This is a genomic window from Streptomyces sp. CY-1, assembly GCF_047218265.1.
In the GTDB taxonomy this organism is placed as follows: Bacteria; Actinomycetota; Actinomycetes; order Streptomycetales; family Streptomycetaceae; genus Streptomyces; species Streptomyces niphimycinicus.
In genome coordinates this window covers 9,591,825-9,608,937 of record NZ_CP178393.1, presented here as the reverse complement: position 1 = coordinate 9,608,937, position 17,113 = coordinate 9,591,825, and the positions used below count along the sequence as shown (strand labels likewise).

Annotated in this window: 19 protein-coding genes; 15 read left to right on the top strand and 4 right to left on the bottom strand. The window is 72.3% G+C overall.

The window, feature by feature from the left end:
• The first annotated feature begins 77 nt into the window (after positions 1 to 77).
• On the top strand, positions 78 to 473 hold the full coding sequence (locus ACK1X7_RS41390) for a VOC family protein (RefSeq protein ID WP_385148848.1): 396 nt from the start codon (positions 78 to 80) through the stop codon (positions 471 to 473).
• Positions 470 to 1,705 (top strand): hypothetical protein, encoded by a 1,236-nt coding sequence (locus ACK1X7_RS41385; RefSeq protein ID WP_385148845.1) that lies wholly within the window; start codon positions 470 to 472, stop codon positions 1,703 to 1,705. The genes ACK1X7_RS41390 and ACK1X7_RS41385 overlap by 4 nt, the downstream gene beginning before the upstream one ends.
• Positions 1,706 to 1,711: 6 nt before the next feature.
• On the opposite strand, the gene ACK1X7_RS41380 is transcribed toward ACK1X7_RS41385, so the two are convergent.
• A complete protein-coding gene (locus tag ACK1X7_RS41380; RefSeq protein WP_137968629.1) occupies positions 1,712 to 2,140 on the bottom strand; it encodes an ATP-binding protein in 429 nt (142 codons plus the stop codon).
• A 277-nt stretch (positions 2,141 to 2,417) separates the two neighbouring features.
• Here ACK1X7_RS41380 and ACK1X7_RS41375 point away from each other — a divergent pair, with 277 nt between their 5' ends.
• A complete protein-coding gene (locus tag ACK1X7_RS41375) occupies positions 2,418 to 3,287 on the top strand; it encodes a helix-turn-helix domain-containing protein (RefSeq protein ID WP_385148842.1) in 870 nt (289 codons plus the stop codon).
• A gap of 9 nt (positions 3,288 to 3,296) precedes the next feature.
• On the top strand, positions 3,297 to 3,533 hold the full coding sequence (locus ACK1X7_RS41370) for a DUF397 domain-containing protein (RefSeq protein ID WP_216347811.1): 237 nt from the start codon (positions 3,297 to 3,299) through the stop codon (positions 3,531 to 3,533).
• Positions 3,534 to 3,599: 66 nt separating this feature from the next.
• On the opposite strand, the gene ACK1X7_RS41365 is transcribed toward ACK1X7_RS41370, so the two are convergent.
• A complete protein-coding gene (locus ACK1X7_RS41365; protein WP_390794067.1) occupies positions 3,600 to 4,805 on the bottom strand; it encodes an 8-amino-7-oxononanoate synthase in 1,206 nt (401 codons plus the stop codon).
• Positions 4,806 to 4,974: 169 nt separating this feature from the next.
• Here ACK1X7_RS41365 and bioB point away from each other — a divergent pair, with 169 nt between their 5' ends.
• The 9 genes from bioB (at position 4,975) to ACK1X7_RS41320 (ending at position 14,020) form a co-directional block, all read left to right on the top strand.
• Positions 4,975 to 6,195 (top strand): biotin synthase BioB, encoded by a 1,221-nt coding sequence (bioB, locus tag ACK1X7_RS41360; protein WP_216348001.1) that lies wholly within the window; start codon positions 4,975 to 4,977, stop codon positions 6,193 to 6,195.
• A complete protein-coding gene (locus tag ACK1X7_RS41355) occupies positions 6,188 to 7,504 on the top strand; it encodes an adenosylmethionine--8-amino-7-oxononanoate transaminase (protein WP_413116473.1) in 1,317 nt (438 codons plus the stop codon). The genes bioB and ACK1X7_RS41355 overlap by 8 nt, the downstream gene beginning before the upstream one ends.
• A 106-nt stretch (positions 7,505 to 7,610) precedes the next feature.
• The gene (gene bioD, locus ACK1X7_RS41350; protein WP_390794064.1) at positions 7,611 to 8,315 is read left to right on the top strand and encodes a dethiobiotin synthase; all 705 of its coding nucleotides are present in this window, start codon (positions 7,611 to 7,613) and stop codon (positions 8,313 to 8,315) included.
• A gap of 90 nt (positions 8,316 to 8,405) precedes the next feature.
• Positions 8,406 to 9,089: a class I SAM-dependent methyltransferase gene (locus tag ACK1X7_RS41345; protein ID WP_385153123.1), complete on the top strand. Its 684-nt coding sequence runs from the start codon at positions 8,406 to 8,408 to the stop codon at positions 9,087 to 9,089.
• Between the two features lie 118 nt (positions 9,090 to 9,207).
• The gene (locus ACK1X7_RS41340) at positions 9,208 to 10,020 is read left to right on the top strand and encodes an ABC transporter ATP-binding protein (protein ID WP_385153126.1); all 813 of its coding nucleotides are present in this window, start codon (positions 9,208 to 9,210) and stop codon (positions 10,018 to 10,020) included.
• 153 nt (positions 10,021 to 10,173) lie between these two features.
• Complete coding sequence (locus ACK1X7_RS41335) at positions 10,174 to 11,094, top strand: LLM class F420-dependent oxidoreductase (RefSeq protein ID WP_385153129.1); 921 nt, start codon at positions 10,174 to 10,176, stop codon at positions 11,092 to 11,094.
• A 52-nt stretch (positions 11,095 to 11,146) separates the two neighbouring features.
• Positions 11,147 to 11,572: a GNAT family N-acetyltransferase gene (locus ACK1X7_RS41330; RefSeq protein WP_385153132.1), complete on the top strand. Its 426-nt coding sequence runs from the start codon at positions 11,147 to 11,149 to the stop codon at positions 11,570 to 11,572.
• 82 nt (positions 11,573 to 11,654) lie between these two features.
• The gene (locus ACK1X7_RS41325; RefSeq protein ID WP_413116472.1) at positions 11,655 to 13,019 is read left to right on the top strand and encodes a hemolysin family protein; all 1,365 of its coding nucleotides are present in this window, start codon (positions 11,655 to 11,657) and stop codon (positions 13,017 to 13,019) included.
• Entirely contained in the window at positions 13,016 to 14,020 is a 1,005-nt protein-coding gene (locus ACK1X7_RS41320; protein ID WP_385153138.1) for a hemolysin family protein, read from the top strand. The genes ACK1X7_RS41325 and ACK1X7_RS41320 overlap by 4 nt, the downstream gene beginning before the upstream one ends.
• Positions 14,021 to 14,122: 102 nt before the next feature.
• Here ACK1X7_RS41320 and ACK1X7_RS41315 read toward each other — a convergent pair whose 3' ends face one another.
• Both ACK1X7_RS41315 and ACK1X7_RS41310 read right to left on the bottom strand, forming a co-directional pair.
• Entirely contained in the window at positions 14,123 to 14,347 is a 225-nt protein-coding gene (locus tag ACK1X7_RS41315; protein ID WP_014056689.1) for a hypothetical protein, read from the bottom strand.
• Between the two features lie 122 nt (positions 14,348 to 14,469).
• Entirely contained in the window at positions 14,470 to 14,706 is a 237-nt protein-coding gene (locus ACK1X7_RS41310; protein WP_361502984.1) for a hypothetical protein, read from the bottom strand.
• A gap of 66 nt (positions 14,707 to 14,772) precedes the next feature.
• On the opposite strand from ACK1X7_RS41310, the gene ACK1X7_RS41305 reads away from it, so the two are divergent.
• Together ACK1X7_RS41305 and purB are read left to right on the top strand one after the other, a co-directional pair.
• The gene (locus ACK1X7_RS41305) at positions 14,773 to 15,543 is read left to right on the top strand and encodes an SGNH/GDSL hydrolase family protein (RefSeq protein ID WP_216344468.1); all 771 of its coding nucleotides are present in this window, start codon (positions 14,773 to 14,775) and stop codon (positions 15,541 to 15,543) included.
• Between the two features lie 130 nt (positions 15,544 to 15,673).
• On the top strand, positions 15,674 to 17,107 hold the full coding sequence (gene purB, locus ACK1X7_RS41300) for an adenylosuccinate lyase (protein ID WP_385139576.1): 1,434 nt from the start codon (positions 15,674 to 15,676) through the stop codon (positions 17,105 to 17,107).
• The last annotated feature ends 6 nt before the right edge of the window (positions 17,108 to 17,113 follow it).

Here is a 17,113-nt window from a genome sequence, read left to right as displayed (position 1 = left end):
GTCAGTGACCGTGGGTAGGTTGACGGGGCCGGGCCACACCGCCGTGGACCGGCCCCGTCGACCACCGGAGGCTTGTCATGGCGTATCTCAACCCGGTCCGGCACATCACCATCGACGCCCGTGACCCCCATGCCCTCGCGCGGTTCTGGTCCCGGCTGACCGGCTACCCCCTGGAGGACTCGGAGCCGGACGACGACGAGGTGCTGATCAGCTCGGGGCAAGCCGGGGTGCCGGGGCTGCTCTTCATCCGGGTCCCGGACTCCAAGACCGTCAAGAACCGCGTGCACCTGGACATCCAGCCCCCGTCGGGCACCCGGGACGCCGAGGTGGAGCGGCTGATCGGGCTCGGCGCCTCCGTAGTGGACGACCGGCGGACGGACGACGGCCTGGGGTGGGTGGTGATGGCCGACATCGAGGGCAATGAGTTCTGTGTGGAGCGCAGCGCCGTGGAACGCGGTCTGGTGCCGGCATGAACGGGCCTTCGCACGGCGAGCCGTTCCACGGTGAGCCCTTCCAGGCCGACCGGACCTACGACCAGGTGTATCTCCTCTTCGTCGACACCTCCGGCTATTCGACGATCGTCCGCTCGAACCCCAGGGACCGCGCCGCGCACGCCTTCGATCTGCTGCGCGAGCGGATGCGCGCCCGGATCGGGCAGCTCTCGGCGCAGCGGCGCTGTGCCCGCAGCGACTTATGGAGCTGGCGCGGCGACGGGGGCTTCTTCGCGGTCCATGACGACAGCGAGAGCGTGGCCCGCGATGTCGCGCTGGAGGCGGCCCGCACCTTTCTCACCCTGGACCTGCGCCATCTGCGCGACGAGTTCGCGCAGGCGGGGGTGGACGGGGAGCTGCATGTGCGGATGGCGTTGCACAAGGGGGCGATACGGCACACCGGCGAGGGCCGGACCGGCACCATCCACTCCCCCGACATCAATCTGGCCGCGCATCTGGAGAAGGCGACTCCGGCGGACTGCCTGGCGGTCTCGGAGGATGTGTACCGCACCGCGGGGCCGTATGCGGAGCTGTTCGCCCATGTAGGAAGCCATGAGGGCAAGGACGTCTATCTGATGGCGGGCGACGGCGGTCCGGGCGGAGCGGCCAAGGCGTGGCTGGCGGGCCGGGGGCTCGCGGAGGGCTCCCCGGTGCACGCGTATCCGGAGCGGCCGAGCCCCCAGGAGAAGGCGCGGCTGCTGGACGCGGCGGGCGAGGAGGTCCTCGACATGGGGACGGCGCTGCGCACCTCCTCCAACCGGCTGGTCACCACCGAGCGTCCGGCCCGCTTTCGTGACGCGATCCTCGGGCTGCTGCGCCGGGGCGGCACCTACCGCTGCTATCTGCTGGACCCGTCCTCGGACGCGGCGGCCACGCTCTCCCGCCAGTACCAGGAGGACATGACGCGGAAGATCAAGGATTCGCTGGAGCGGTTCGGCCGTTTCAAGGAGCGCTATGGGGCGGAGGCGGAGGGCCTGCACGTCTATCAGACGGACGAGTTCCCCGGCTTCTCGGCGCTCACCGTCGATATGCACCGGCCCAGCGGGCTGATCCTGTACTCCTCGTATCTGATGGGCACGAGCCGGTACGGGGTGATCGAGCGCGGCGACATGCCGCACTATCTGATCGGCCCGGCGGCCGGGCGGGTCTTCACCCGGATCCGTCAGCTCGCCGAGGCGCGGGCCTCGGAGGGGCAGGCCCAGCGGGTGCTGTGAGCGGGGTCAGCGGACCGGCACGGTCCACGGCAGGGCGATCCAGACGGTCTTGCCGCCGTCCGCGGTCGGGGTGACAAACACCTCGCCGCCCGACTCCGCGGCCAGACAGCGCACGATGACCATGCCGCGCCCGCTGTCCTGCTGGGTGGCCAGCGGCAGCCAGCGGGGCCACTTGGGGTGGCTGTCGGTGACCCCGATCTCCAGCCGCTGCTCGCGGTCGAGCCGCAGGTCCACGGTGAAGGTGGGCGACTGGCCCACGGTGTGCTCCACGGCGTTGGTCGCGAGCTCGGAGACGATCAGCCGCACGGTGTCGGCGGCCTCCCCTCCCTGCCCGAGCCCCCATTCGGCGAGCACGTCCGTGACATAGGCACGTGCCGCGGGAACCGACGCCGGTGCGCTCGGCAGAGTGACGGATGCTTCCTGATGGTCTGCCATGACGGCCTGTCCCTTTCCCGCCGGGGCGCGCCTGCGGACGCGTTGGAAGGTGGAGCTGCGAAGCCGGTGAGTCGTGGGCTGCCCTGACGGCTCTACGCGTCAGAGTGCCACCGATGGCCGCCGCAACGGGGGCGATCCACCGAGTTATGCATATATCTGTCGCCCAAAGCGGTGAACTCTGCTACGGAAAACCGGATTTGGAAGGCACACTGGGCCACTGGTGCGACACGCGCTGTGGGTGCCGCGCCGGCAAGGGGAAAGGCGGGAGGGAGAACTCATGCGGTACGGCCCGGCGGTGCGACGTCGCAAGCTCGGTGCGGAACTCCGCCGCCAGCGCGATCTGGCCGGACTCACCAGCGGCGAGGCCGCCCAGCGGCTGGGCTGGCATCAGTCGAAGGTGAGCCGGATCGAGACCGGCCGGAGCGGAGCCAAACCCTCGGATGTGGCGCGGCTGCTGGAGCTCTACGAGGTCGCCGACCCGGAGCTGCGCGCCCTGCTGGAGGCGCTGTGCCGCGGGGGCGCCTCGGATCCGGAGGGGTCGCGGCGCGGCTGGTGGTACGCGTACCGCGATCTACTGCCGCCCGCCTACCGGGACTTCATCAGCCTGGAGGCGGAGGCGTCGGACGCGTACACCCTGGAGACCACGGTGGTGCCCGGTCTGCTCCAGACCCCGGACTACGCCCGGGCGGTGACCCTCGCGGCGCTCCCGGATCTGCCGCGGCCCCAGGTGGACTCGCTGGTGGAGGTGCGGATCGCGCGGCAGTCGGTGCTGCACGGCGAGCGGCCGCTGCGACTGCACGCGGTGCTGGACGAGGCGGCGCTGCGGCGCGAGGTGGGCGGACCGGAGGTGATGGCAGCGCAATTGAGCCATCTGGCCAAACTGTGCGCATTGCCTCAGGTGCGACTTCAGGTGCTGCCATTCTCTATCGGAATGCCCATTGGTATGACAGGTCCTTTCATTATTTTCTCTTTTCCGCACATTAGTGACCTGGACGTAGTAGTTCTCGACCACCTGACGAGTAGCCTCTATCTGGAGCGGAAAGAAGACCTCCGGGCGTACAGCGCCGCGTTCGAAGTACTGCGGACCCGCGCCCTGACACCTGAGGAATCGTTGTCCTTCATCAACAAAATCGGGGGCGGCGCCTGAGGGGGCACCATGTCCAGTATGTCCGCCAAGTCCGTCCACTGGCTGCGCAGCAGCTACAGCGTCGGAATGAACAACTGCGTCGAGACGGCCCTGCTGGGGTCCGACCAGCTCGGCGTGCGCGATTCGAAGAACACGGCGGGCCCCGTCCTGCTGTTCACCCCGTCGACCTGGGTCTCCTTCCTCGAGGGGCTCAAGGACGACGGCCTCGGCTCCGGCACCTCCCGCTCGGCCGGAACCGGAAGCTGATCCGTCAGTGAAGTATCTGTTCCGCCTGTGAACGGCTGATCCGTTCACCCTCCCGGCAGTGAGCCATCAGGCGGTCGGCGCGGTCTTCACGATCACGTCGACCGCCCTGTCGACCTGCTCCTCCGTCAGATCCCCCCGCGCCGTCAGCCGCAGCCGCGAGATGCCGTCGGGGACGGACGGCGGGCGGAAGCACCCCACCAGCAGCCCGGCCGCGCGGCAGTCCGCTGCCCAGCGCACCGCCTGCTCCGGCGACGGGGCCCGCACCGACACCACCGACGCGTCCGGCCGCACCGCGGTCAGCCCGGCGGCGGTCAGCCGTCCGTACAGCCCCATGGCGACCGTACGGACGCGGGCGGCGCGCTCCGGCTCCCGGCGCAGCAGCCGCAGGCTCGCCAGGGCGGCGCCCACGGCCGCCGGGTTGAGCCCGGTGTCGAAGATGAACGTGCGTGCGGTGTTCACCAGATGCTCGATCACCCGGGCGGGCCCCAGCACCACCCCGCCCTGGCTGCCCAGCGACTTGGAGAGGGTGGCCGTGACCACCACATCCGGCGCGCCCGCGAGCCCGGCCCCGTGCACCGCGCCGCGCCCGCCCTCGCCGAGCACCCCCAGGCCGTGCGCCTCGTCCACCACCAGCGCCGCGCCATGGGCACGGCAGGCCCCGGCGAGGGCGGCCAGCGGGGCGGCGTCGCCGTCGACGGAGAAGACCGAGTCGCTGACGGCGAGGGCGCGCCGGGGCGCCGGGACCGCTCCGGTCCCCTCGGCGGCCTGCTCCCGCGCGTCCTCGTCGGCCGCGCCCAGCGCCTTGCGCACGGCGTCCGGGTCGGCGTGCGGAACGACGGCCACCTCGGCGCGGGAGAGCCGGCAGCCGTCGATGAGCGAGGCGTGATTGCCCGCGTCGGAGACGATCAGGGCGTCCCGGCCGCTCAGCGCGGAGACGGCGGCCAGATTGGCGGCGTAGCCGGAGGAGAACACCAGGGCCGCCTCGAAACCGCAGAAGTCGGCGAGTTCCCGCTCCAGTGTGGTGTGCAGCTCGGTCGAGCCGGTGACCAGCCGCGATCCGGTGGATCCCGCGCCCCAGCGCTCGGCCGCCGCGGCCGCGGCGGCCGTCACCTCCGGGTGGCGGGCCAGCCCCAGATAGTCGTTGCTCGCCAGATCGAGCAGCGGGGAGTCGGCGGGCCGGGGGCTGAGCCGGCGCACCAGCCCGGCCCGGTCGCGCCGCTCCCGCTGTGCGTCGATCCATGCGAACGCGTCGTCCGGGCGGTCCTGGGGCATCGGCTGCCTCGCCTTCCGTGGCCTCGTCAAGGGCACCGACTGTCGGGTCCGGATAGAACGTAGCCCCCTCCATGCCCGGTCATGGTGTGGCAATACCCACACCCCGATCCGCGCGTCTTGTACGGTCCCTCCTTGGCCGGGAGCGGTGGGGTAGGAAAGGATCGTCGCCATGGACCTGCTGAACACGCTGGTGGACAAGGGGTTGCGGCGCGAATCGCCGACCCGCGAAGAGGCGCTCGCCGTCCTGGCGACCTCCGATGACGAGCTGCTCGATGTGGTGGCCGCGGCGGGCAAGGTGCGCCGCGCCTGGTTCGGGCGGCGGGTGAAGCTCAACTATCTGGTCAACCTGAAGTCGGGGCTGTGCCCCGAGGACTGCTCCTACTGCTCGCAGCGGCTGGGCTCGAAGTCCGAGATCCTCAAGTACACCTGGCTCAAGCCGGAGCAGGCGGCCGCCGCGGCGGGCGCCGGGGTCGCGGGGGGCGCCAAGCGGGTGTGCCTGGTGGCCAGCGGGCGCGGTCCCACCGACCGCGACGTGGACCGGGTCTCGAAGACCATCGCCGCCATCAAGGAGGAGCACCAGGACGTCGAGATCTGCGCCTGTCTGGGGCTGCTGTCCGACGGCCAGGCGGCGCGGCTGAAGGACGCGGGGGCGAACGCGTACAACCACAACCTCAACACCTCCGAGGCGACCTACGGCGACATCACGACCACCCACACCTACGCCGACCGGGTCTCGACCGTGCAGCAGGCCCAGGCGGCGGGGATGTCCGCCTGCTCCGGGCTGATCGCGGGCATGGGCGAGTCGGACGAGGACCTGGTGGACGTGGTCTTCTCGCTGCGCGACCTGGACCCGGACTCGGTGCCGGTCAACTTCCTCATCCCGATCGAGGGCACCCCGCTGGCCGGGGACTGGAACCTCACCCCGCAGCGCTGTCTGCGGATCCTGGCGATGGTGCGGTTCGTCTGCCCGGACGTGGAGGTGCGGCTCGCGGGCGGCCGCGAGATCCATCTGCGGACGCTCCAGCCGCTGGCCCTGAACCTGGCGAACTCGATCTTCCTCGGCGACTATCTGACCACCGAGGGCCAGTCGGGCAAGGACGATCTGGCGATGATCGCCGACGCGGGCTTCGAGGTGGAGGGCACCGACACCACGACGCTGCCCAAGCACCGCGCGGACGCGCTGGCCGCCGCCGGTTCCGGCTGCGGTGGCCACGGCGGCGAGGGCGGTGGCTGCGGCCCGTGCGGTGACGCGGCGCCCGCCGACGCCGTACCCGCCCAGGCGGCGGCCGGAGTCACGGCCTCCACCCCGGCGGCCGCGGAGGGGTCCCACGCCGATCTGGTCGCGGTGCGCCGCCGCGGCGCGGGCACGGATCTGCCGCCCAATGCCTGAGCCGCTCACCCCGGCCGAGCTGCGGGCGCTGGACCGCGAGCACGTCTGGCATCCGTACGGCCCGATGCCCGGCCGCCAGGACCCCCTGGTCGTGGAGTCCGCGGCCGGGGTCCGGCTGCGGCTGGCCGAGCCGGTGGAGGGCGTCCGCGAGCTGGTGGACGGGATGTCGTCGTGGTGGTCCGCCATCCACGGCTACAACCACCCGGCGCTCAACGACGCCGCGCGGGGTCAGCTCGACCGGATGAGCCATGTGATGTTCGGCGGGCTCACCCATGAGCCCGCCGTCCGGCTGGCCACCCGGCTGGTGGAGATCACGCCGGAGCCGCTGCGCCATGTGTTCCTGGCCGACTCCGGTTCGGTGTCGGTCGAGGTCGCGGTGAAGATGTGCCTCCAGTACTGGCGCTCCCTCGGCCGCCCCGCCAAGCGGCGGCTGCTGACCTGGCGCGGCGGCTACCACGGCGACACCTGGCAGCCGATGGCGGTGTGCGACCCGGACGGCGGCATGCACCGGCTGTGGTCCGGAGTGCTGCCCGAGCAGATCTTCGCGGACGCGCCGCCGCCCGGTTTCGACGCGGACCCAGACCCGGCGTACGAGGCACACGTCCGCGAGCTGGTGGCCCGGCACGCCCATGAGCTGGCCGCGGTGATCGTGGAGCCGGTGGTGCAGGGCGCGGGCGGGATGCGTTTCCACTCCCCCGCGCTGCTGCGGGTGCTGCGCGAGGCGTGCGACGAGCACGATGTGCTGCTGGTGTTCGACGAGATCGCCACCGGCTTCGGCCGCTCGGGCACCCTCTTCGCCGCCGAGCACGCGGGGGTGTGCCCCGATGTGATGTGTCTGGGCAAGGCGCTGACCGGGGGTTATCTGACCCTGGCCGCCACGCTGTGCACCCCGCGGGTGGCGGACGGCATCTCGCGCGGCGAGGTGCCGGTGCTCGCGCACGGCCCGACGTTCATGGGCAATCCGCTGGCCACGGCCGTCGCCTGCGCCTCGATCGATCTGCTGCTCTCCTACGACTGGCGGCAGGAGGTCAAGCGGATCGAGACCGGGCTGCGCGACGGGCTCGCGGAGGCGGCCGAACTGCCGGGCGTCCGGGAGGTACGGGTGCTCGGCGCGATCGGCGTCGTCCAGCTCGACCGTCCGCTGGACGACGCGGGGATGGCGGCGGCGACACGGGCCGCGGTGCGCGAGGGCGTATGGCTGCGCCCGTTCCGCGATCTGCTGTACACCATGCCGCCGTACATCACGGGCGACCACGATCTGGCCCGGATCTGCACGGCGGTACGGACGGCCGCGACCGCGGCCGTCTGACCCGCCTGCCCCGCTCGCGGCCGGCCGCCCACCCACAGGAAGGGACCGGCCGCACACCGGGGCAGACCGGGAGCACAAACGAAAGCGAAAGGCAACGGAAACGAAGATGTCAGTACTGGTCGTCACCGGCACGGGCACCGAAATCGGAAAAACCGTCAGCACGGCGGCCGTCGCCGCCGCGGCGCTCGCCCGCGGCCGCTCGGTGGCGGTGCTCAAACCCGCCCAGACCGGTGTCGCGGAGGGCGAACCGGGCGACGCCGCGGAGGTGGCCCGGCTCGCCGGTGCGGTGACCGTGCTCGAACTCGCCCGCTACCCCGAGCCGCTGGCCCCCGCCACCGCCGCCCGCCGCGCCGGACGGCCGCCGGTGCGGCCGCACGAGGTGGCGGAGGCGGCCGAGAAGCTGGCCACCGAGCACGATCTGGTGCTGGTCGAGGGCGCGGGCGGGCTGCTCGTACGGTTCGATGAGACGGGGGCGACGCTCGCCGACGCGGCCCGGCTGCTCGGCGCACCCGTCCTCGTCGTCGCCCACGCGGGCCTCGGCACGCTCAACGCGACCACCCTGACCACCGAGGCGCTGCGCGCCCGCGGGCTGGAGTGCCCCGGCGTCGTCATCGGAAGCTGGCCCGCCGCCGCGGATCTCGCCTCCCGCTGCAATGTGGCCGATCTGCCGGATTCATCCGGCGTTCCGCTGCTGGGCGCCATCCCCCAGGGCGCCCCGGCCCTTCCGCCGGCCGACTTCCGCGCCCAGGCGCCCGGTTGGCTGGCGCCCCGGCTGGACGGGAGCTGGGACGCGTCGCGGCTGGCCGCGTAGCGACGCCCTCCGCGTGGGCAGAATCCCGGTATCGGTCCATCGCCCGCACCTGGGACAAATCGCCCGTACCTGGGACAAGGGGGAGCTCCCATGCCCGTATGCCGTCGCACACCCCCGCGTGACGCCGTCCACCACCCGCTCTTCGCCCGCTGCTACGCCAGAATGAGCCCGCTGGCCGACGAGCGGGCGGGGATCGGTGAGCTGCGCGGCGAACTGCTGGCCGGGCTGTCCGGCCGGGTCATCGAGATCGGCGCGGGCAACGGGCTGAACTTCCCCCACTACCCCGAAGCCGTCTCCGAGGTGGTCGCCATCGAACCCGAGCGCCATCTGCGGCGGCTGGCCACCCGGGCGGGGCTGCGGGCCGGGGTGCCGGTGGACGTGGTGCCGGGCGTCGCCGAGGCGCTGCCGGTCAAGAGCGAGGCGTTCGACGCGGCGGTGGCCTGTCTGGTGCTGTGCTCGGTGCGCGATGTGCGGCGGGCGCTCGCCGAGCTGCTGCGGGTGCTGCGGCCCGGCGGTGAGCTGCGCTTCCTCGAGCACGGCCGCGCCGAGGGGCGGGTCCTGGCGACGGCCCAGCGGGCGCTGGACCGCACGGTGTGGCCGCTGATGTTCGGCGGCTGCCATACGGCGCGCGAGGTGCGCTCCGAGATCGCGGCCGCGGGCTTCGAGCCGATCGGCCATCGCCGGCTGCGCATCCCCGAGCGGGGCCCGACGCTGCCGACGTCCCCGTGCGTACTGGGCGCCGCGCGCCGCCCGGAGTCGCCCACGCGTCCGTAACGCCGGGCATCACTTCGCGTCGGTCGTCGCATTCGTGTACGCCCGCGTCCGCGGGTGGGCGCATCGGCGGCCGGGTCCCTACCATCGAGGGCACGACGTTCCGATACGGGGAGGCATCGTGTCCACACCGGCGGCGACGAAGACGGACGGATTCGCGGAGGGCGGCGCCCGTGCGGCGGCCCGCGCCCGGTCCCTGACCAAGGCGTACGGCAGCGGCGAGACCGCCGTGCTCGCGCTGGACGCGGTGGACGTGGAGATCGAACGGGGCAGGTTCACCGCGGTGATGGGCCCGTCCGGATCCGGCAAGTCCACCCTGATGCACTGTCTGGCCGGTCTCGACACGGTCTCGTCGGGCCAGGCATGGCTGGGCGACACCGAGATCACCGGCCTGGGCGACAAGGAGCTGACCCAGCTCCGGCGCGACCGGATCGGCTTCATGTTCCAGTCGTTCAATCTGCTGCCCACGCTCAACGCGGCCGAGAACATCACCCTGCCCATGGACATCGCGGGCCATAAGCCCGACCGGGAGTGGGTGGACCGGGTCATCGACACCCTCGGGCTGCGGGACCGGCTGCGGCACCGGCCCGCCCAGCTCTCCGGCGGACAGCAGCAGCGGGTGGCCTGCGCCCGGGCGCTCGCCTCCCGCCCCGAGCTGATCTTCGCGGATGAGCCCACCGGCAACCTGGACTCACGGTCGGGCCTGGAGGTGCTGCGCTTTCTGCGGGAGGCCGTCGACGAGCTGGGCCAGACGGTCGTCATGGTCACCCACGACCCGAGCGCCGCCGCCCACTCCGATCTGGTGCTCTTCCTCGCCGACGGCCGGATCGTGGACCGGATGGAGCGGCCCACGGCCGAGGCGGTGCTGGAGCGGATGCATATCTTCACCACGGCCACGCACGGCGCCGAGCCGGAACCCGACCCGCTGAGCTGAGCCCCGGGCACCGGCCCCCGGGCCCCCGGCCTCGGCCGGTGCCCGATCGGCCGGACCGGTGAACGAGGGCGAGTGAGCGAGAGTGCGGACGAGGGGGCCGCGAACGGCGCCGATCTCGGATACGTTCGCCGTATCCGCGCTCAAGGAGGGCTCATGGCAAGGCCGTTCCGCTTCGGAGTCAATCTGCTCACCCTTGAATCGGCCGAGGCATGGCGGGCCAAGTGCCGCCACGCCGAGCAACTCGGCTATGACGTGCTGCTCATCCCCGACCACCTCGGCAACCCCGCCCCGTTCCCGGCGCTGGCCACCGCCGCCGAGGCGACCGAGCGCCCACGGCTGGGCACCTTCGTACTCAACGCCGGGTTCTGGAACCCCGCACTGCTCGCCCGGGAGGTGGCCACCTGCGACGCGCTGACCGACGGCCGGCTGGAGCTCGGCCTGGGCGCCGGCTATGTCAAGGCCGAGCACGACAGCGCCGGGCTGCCCTTCGGCTCACCCCGGGAGCGGGTGGACCACCTGGTGCATACCGTGGCCGAGTTGGAGCGTCTGCTGACCGATTCCGAGCACCGGCCGCGGCCCGTCCAGTCCCCGCGCCCGCCGCTGCTGCTCGGCGGCAACGGCGACCGGCTGCTGCGGCTGGCCGCGCGCCATGCGGACATCGCGGCCTTCACCGGGGCGGTGCAGGCCCCCGGCAAACCCCAGGGCGCTCTTCAGCTCATCAGCCCCGAGGCGCTGGAGGAGCGGGTGGGTGCCTTCCGCCGCTTCGCCGCCGAGGCGGGACGGGCGGAGCAGGGGGCCGATGAGCCGGGCGATGCGATCGAGCTGAACTACCTCATCCAGATGGCCGGGCCCAGCTCCGACCGGCGCGCCAAGGTGCGTGAGCTGGCCCCGTACGCACCGGGCCTCACCGAGGAGCAGATGCTCGAGCACCCCGCGCTGCTGCTGGGCGACGCCAAGGAGATGGCGGAGCAGTTGCGGGCCCACCGCAAGCGGTTCGGCTTCTCGTACTTCACCGTGCTGGAGCACAACATGGCGGCGCTCGCCCCGGTGATCGAGGAGCTGCACGGGAGCTGAACAGGCGGAATTCCCGTCGACGCCGCGGTCCGCCCGATGATGGGATGCGGCCATGAACGATCTTCGGATACGGGCCGCGGCCCCCGCCGACCTCGACACCGTGCTCGCCTTCTGGAAGGAGGCGGCGGAGGGCACCAGCATCAGCGACGACCGGGACGGAGTGGCCCGGCTGCTCGACCGCGACCCGGAGTCGCTGCTGCTGGCCGAGCGGGACGGGGAACTCGCCGGAACCGTGATCGCCGGTTTCGACGGCTGGCGCTGCCATCTGTACCGGCTGGCCGTCCACCCCGGGCACCGCCGCCGGGGCGTGGCGACGGCCCTGCTGGCGGCGGCCGAGCAGCGGTTCACGGCCCTGGGCGGGCGGCGCGGCGACGCGATGGTGCTCGATGAGAACGGGCTCGCCCACCGTGCGTGGGGCGCGGCGGGCTATGAGCGCCAGCCGCAGTGGAGCCGCTGGGTCAAGCCGCTGTCCCGCTGACCCGGCGCGGCGATCCCCGGCGCGGCGGCGCGGGGGCTGCGTTCCGCCGGTCCCTGGCGGATCATGGGACGGAGGTGAACCGATGACCGAAGTCCTCCTCCTGGCCGTGGCCCTCCTCCTGGCGGTGACCTGCGGCGCCTTCGTCGCGGCGGAGTTCTCGCTGACCACGGTCGAGCGCAGCGAGCTGGAACGGGCGGCCGAACGCGGGGAGCGCGGTGCGGCCGGGGCGCTGAAGGCCGTGCGGAGCCTCACCTACCAGCTCTCCGGCGCGCAGCTCGGCATCACCGTGACCAATCTGGTCGTCGGCATGCTGGCCGAGCCGTCCGTCGCGGCCCTGCTGGCCGGGCCGCTCACCGCGATCGGCGTACCCCAGTCGGCCGTACACTCGGCCGCGCTGGTGCTCGGCACCTTTCTGTCGACCGTCGTGCTGATGGTCGTGGGCGAGCTGGTGCCCAAGAACTGGGCCATCTCCCGGCCGCTGCCGGTCGCCAAGGCCGTGGCCACCCCGCAGCGCGTCTTCAGCTCCGTCTTCCGCCCGCTGATCAGCCATCTCAACAACACCGCCAACCGCACCGTGCGCCGGATGGGCCTGGAGCCCGCCGAGGAGCTGGCCTCCGCGCGCGGCCCGCAGGAGCTGATCGCCCTCGCCCGCCACTCCGCCAAGGAGGGCGCGCTGGAGAAGAACACCGCCGAACTGTTCGTCCGCACCCTGAACCTCGCCGAGCTCACCGCGCAGAACGTGATGACCCCGAGAGTGCGGGTGGTGGCGCTGGACATACGGGCCACCGCCGAGGACGTCGCCAACGCCACCCGCGCCACCGGGCTGTCCCGCTTCCCCGTCTACCAGAGCAGCCTGGACACGGTGACCGGCCTCGTCCACATCAAGGACGTCCTGGCGGTCCCCGCCGAGGAGCGGCCCCGCCGCCCGGTCTCCGATCTGATGCGCGAGGCGCTGTTCGTCCCGGAGTCACTCACCGTGGACCGGCTGCTGGACCGGCTCTCGGCGCAGCGCAGCATGGCCGTGGTCATCGACGAGTACGGCGGTACGGCCGGGGTCGTCACGCTGGAGGACATCGTCGAGGAGGTGGTCGGCGAGGTCCGCGACGAGCACGATCCGCAGGAGACCCCCCATCTGATGCCGATGGGCCGGGACGCGGAGGGCCATACGCTGTACGACGCGGACGGCGCGGCCCGCATGGATCAGCTCAAGCGCATCGGGCTGCGGGTGCCGCCGGGCCCGTACGACACCCTGGCCGGGCTGATCGCCACCGAGCTGGGCCGGATCCCCGCCGTCGGCGACACCGTCGAGCTGGAGGGCTGGTCCGTGGAGGTGCGCAAGGTGACGAGCCACCGGGCGGCCCGGGTCCGGCTGCGGTCGCCGCTGCGCGGGACCGGGAGCGATGGCGACGGCGGCGTGCCCGGTGCCGAGGGGGCGACGGGCCGATGACCGTCCTCCAGCTCCTGATCGGCCTGCTGACGCTGGTCCTCAACGCCTTCTTCGTGGGCGCGGAGTTCGCCCTGATCTCGGTGCGCCGCAGCCAGATCGATCCGCATGCCCAGCAGGGCGACCGGCGGGCGCGGTCCGTGCTGTGGGCCCTGGAGCACCTCTCCGCGCTGCTGGCCGCGGCCCAGCTCGGGATCACGCTGTGCACACTGGTGCTGGGCGCCGTGGCGGAACCGGCCATCGCGCATCTGCTGGAGCCGTTCTTCCATGTGGTGGGGCTGCCGCTGGGTCTGGTGCATCCGGTCTCGTTCGTGATCGCGCTGACCGTGGCCACCTATCTGCACATGCTGTTCGGCGAGATGGTGCCGAAGAACGTGGCGCTGGCCGAGCCGGTGCGCACCGTGCTGCTGCTCGGCCCGCCCCTGGTGGCCCTCGCCCGCACCCTGCGGCCGGTGATCTTCGGCGTGAACTCCCTGGCGAACGGGGTGCTGAAGCTGATGCGCGTGGAGCCCAAGGGCGAGGTCGCGGCGACCTTCTCCGATGCCGAGCTGGCCCGGATGGTCTCGGACTCCAGCGAGGCCGGACTGCTGGACGACCGGTCCACCGAGCGGCTGCGGGACGCGCTGGAGCTGGGCAGGCGACGGGTGCGGGATGTCGTCCTGCCCATGGATCAGGTGGTCAAGGCGCAGCTCGGGGTGACCCCCGAGGAGCTGGAAGAGCTGGCGGCGCGGACCGGTTTCTCACGGTTCCCGGTGGTCGACGACTCCGGGCGGATCCTGGGCTATCTGCATGTGAAGGACGCGCTGGACGCACGGCCCCGGGATGTGCCGTTCCGCCCCGATCAGCTACGCCCGATCCCCCGGGTGCGGTCGCATACACCGCTGGACGACGTGCTCACCGCGATGCGCGACAGCAGCACCCACCTTGCGGCGGTCATCGCCGCGGACGGACGGCTGGAGGGGCTGGTGACGATGGAGGACGTGCTGCGCGAGCTGGTCGCTTGATCACGTATGCGGGCGCGCGCTGTCATTCCCCGTCGCGTCCGGTCATTCCCCGTCGCGTCCGGTCGCTCCCCGTCGCGTCCGGTCGCTCCCCGTCGCGTCCGGTCACTCCTCGGTGCGTCTGGACTCATGGGCGATGATGCACTCCTGCCAGTGGGCCAGCGCCTCCTCCCGTCCGCCGCCGCCCTCCTCGGCCACCGCCACCAGCGCATGGGCGGCCATCGCGGCGAGCCGCACCGCGACCCGGCACGCGTCGCGCATCTCGAGCGGCTCCAGAAGGGCGGCGGCGCCCTCCCCGTCGTCGGCGAGCGCGGCGGCGACGATGGCCATGGTCGTGCGGTCGCATTCGAAGGCATCCACGTCGACCAGACTGCCCCGCCACACGGCACGCGGAACCCCGCGCGGTCCAAGCGGGCCAACCGGAGGGCATCGCCCGGACGGTCGCACGAGGCTCAGCGGCGGGGGCCGGGGGCGCTGCCCGGGCCGGTGCCGGGCCGGGTGCCCATCGGGTCGTAGCGGAAGATCACGTATTCGATCCGGCCGATGACCTTGGTGCGGTTCGTCCGCCGGTACAGCTCCGGTGGCCGGAAGATGTTGTCGTCGTAGATGTCCGCGCCGGGCTCCACATTCCAACTGGCGGTCGTCCCGTTCCGCGCCCCGCCCTCGAAGTAGATGTGGGTCATCGCCATGCGGCTCATCATGCTCGCGGTCGGCGGTCAACGCAGCCCGCACACCGGGATAGGATCGCCTGCGCCATGCAGACGAACATCACCTACAGCAGCTTTGTCGCGGTCGGCGACTCCTTCACCGAGGGCATGTCGGACCGGCTCCCGGACGGCACCTACCGAGGCTGGGCGGATCTGCTCGCCGGGCGGCTCGCGGCCCACAGCCCCGGCTTCCGATACGCCAACCTCGCGGTCCGCGGCAAGCTGATCGGGCAGATCGTCGAGGAGCAGACGGGCCCGGCGGCGGCCATGGGCGCCGATCTGGTGACCCTGGTCGGCGGGCTGAACGATGTGCTGCGGCCCAAATGCGATGTGGGCCGGGTGTGCGCCCTGCTGGAGGAGGCCGTCGAGCGGCTGGCGCCCACCTGCAAGCGGCTGGTGCTGATGCGCAGCCCGGGGCGGCGCGGGCCGGTGTTCGAGCGGTTCCAGCCACGGATGGAGCGGCTGTTCTCGGTCATCGACGAGCTGGGCGCACGCCATGACGCGACCGTCGTGGACCTGTTCGCCTCCCAGGCCGTAGGGGACCCCCGGATGTGGGACGAGGACCGGCTGCATCTGAACGCCGAGGGGCACCGGCGGGTCGCCGAGGCCATCTGGCAGGCGCTGGGCCATGAGCCGGAGTCCGACTGGAACGCGCCCCTGCCGCCCCCGGTGCCCGTCGGCTGGATAGCCCGCCGCACCTCGGATGTGCGGTTCGCCCGCCAGCACCTCGGGCCATGGATCGGCAGGCGGCTGACCGGCCGCTCCTCGGGCGACGGCCGCGCCCCCAAGCGCGCCGAACTGCTGCCGTACGAGGACTGATCCTCAGCGATCCGTAGCTGATCCGTAGCTCCATTCGCGGGACCGGTGCGCCGCCCGCGCCCCGGGCCCTGCGGAGGCGTCCCTCGGCCACCGGTCTGGCCTGCGAGGACGGCCAGTAGACTCTGTGCACGTGACTGGTAAGCCGCGCATTCCGAACGTCCTGGCCAACCGCTACGCCTCCGCGGAGCTGGCCGTCCTGTGGTCCCCCGAGTACAAGGTGACGCTCGAGCGGCGGCTGTGGCTCGCCGTGCTGCGCGCCCAGAAGGACCTGGGAATCGAAGTGCCGGACGCCGCCCTCGCCGACTACGAGCGGGTCCTGGAGACCGTCGACCTGGCCTCGATCGCCGAGCGCGAGAAGGTCACCCGCCACGATGTGAAGGCCCGGATCGAGGAGTTCAACGCCCTCGCCGGCCATGAGCACGTCCACAAGGGCATGACCTCCCGAGACCTCACCGAGAACGTGGAACAGCTCCAGATCCGGCTCTCCCTGGAGCTGGTACGGGACCGTACGGTCGCGGTGCTGGCCCGGCTCGGCAAGCTGGCCGCCGAGCACGCCGAGCTGGTGATGGCCGGCCGGTCGCACAATGTGGCGGCGCAGGCCACCACGCTCGGCAAGCGGTTCGCCACCGCGGCGGACGAGCTGCTGGTGGCGTACGGGCGGCTGGAGGACCTGCTGGGCCGCTATCCGCTGCGGGGCGTCAAGGGCCCGGTCGGCACCGCGCAGGACATGCTGGACCTGCTCGGTGGCGACGCGGAGAAGCTGGCCGAGCTGGAGCGGCGGGTCGCCGCCCACCTCGGCTTCGCGCAGGCGTTCACCTCCGTCGGCCAGGTCTATCCGCGCTCGCTGGACTACGACGTGGTCACCGCGCTGGTGCAGCTTGCCGCCGCCCCGTCCTCGCTGGCCAAGACCATCCGGCTGATGGCCGGACATGAGCTGGTGACCGAGGGCTTCAAGCCCGGCCAGGTCGGCTCGTCCGCGATGCCGCACAAGATGAACACCCGCTCCTGCGAGCGCGTCAACGGCCTCGCCGTGATCCTGCGCGGCTACGCCTCGATGACCGGGGAGCTGGCGGGCGACCAGTGGAACGAGGGCGATGTCTCCTGCTCGGTGGTGCGCCGGGTCGCGCTGCCGGACGCGTTCTTCGCCTTCGACGGGCTGCTGGAGACCTTCCTGACCGTGCTCGACGAGTTCGGCGCCTTCCCCGCCGTGATCGCCCGTGAGCTTGACCGCTACCTGCCCTTCCTGGCCACGACGAAGGTGCTGATGGGTGCCGTCCGGGCCGGGGTGGGCCGCGAGGTCGCCCATGAGGCCATCAAGGAGAACGCGGTGGCGGCGGCGCTGGCCATGCGCGAGCAGGGCGCGGAGCGCAATGAGCTGCTCGACTCGCTCGCCGCCGATGAGCGCATCCCGCTGGACCGGGCCGGTCTCGACGCGCTGATGGACGACAAGCTCTCCTTCACGGGCGCGGCCGCGAACCAGGTCGGCGCGGTGGTCGCCCGGATCGAGGAGATCGTCAAGGAGCGCCCGGCGGCCGCCGCCTACACCCCCGGCTCGATCCTCTGACGCCCG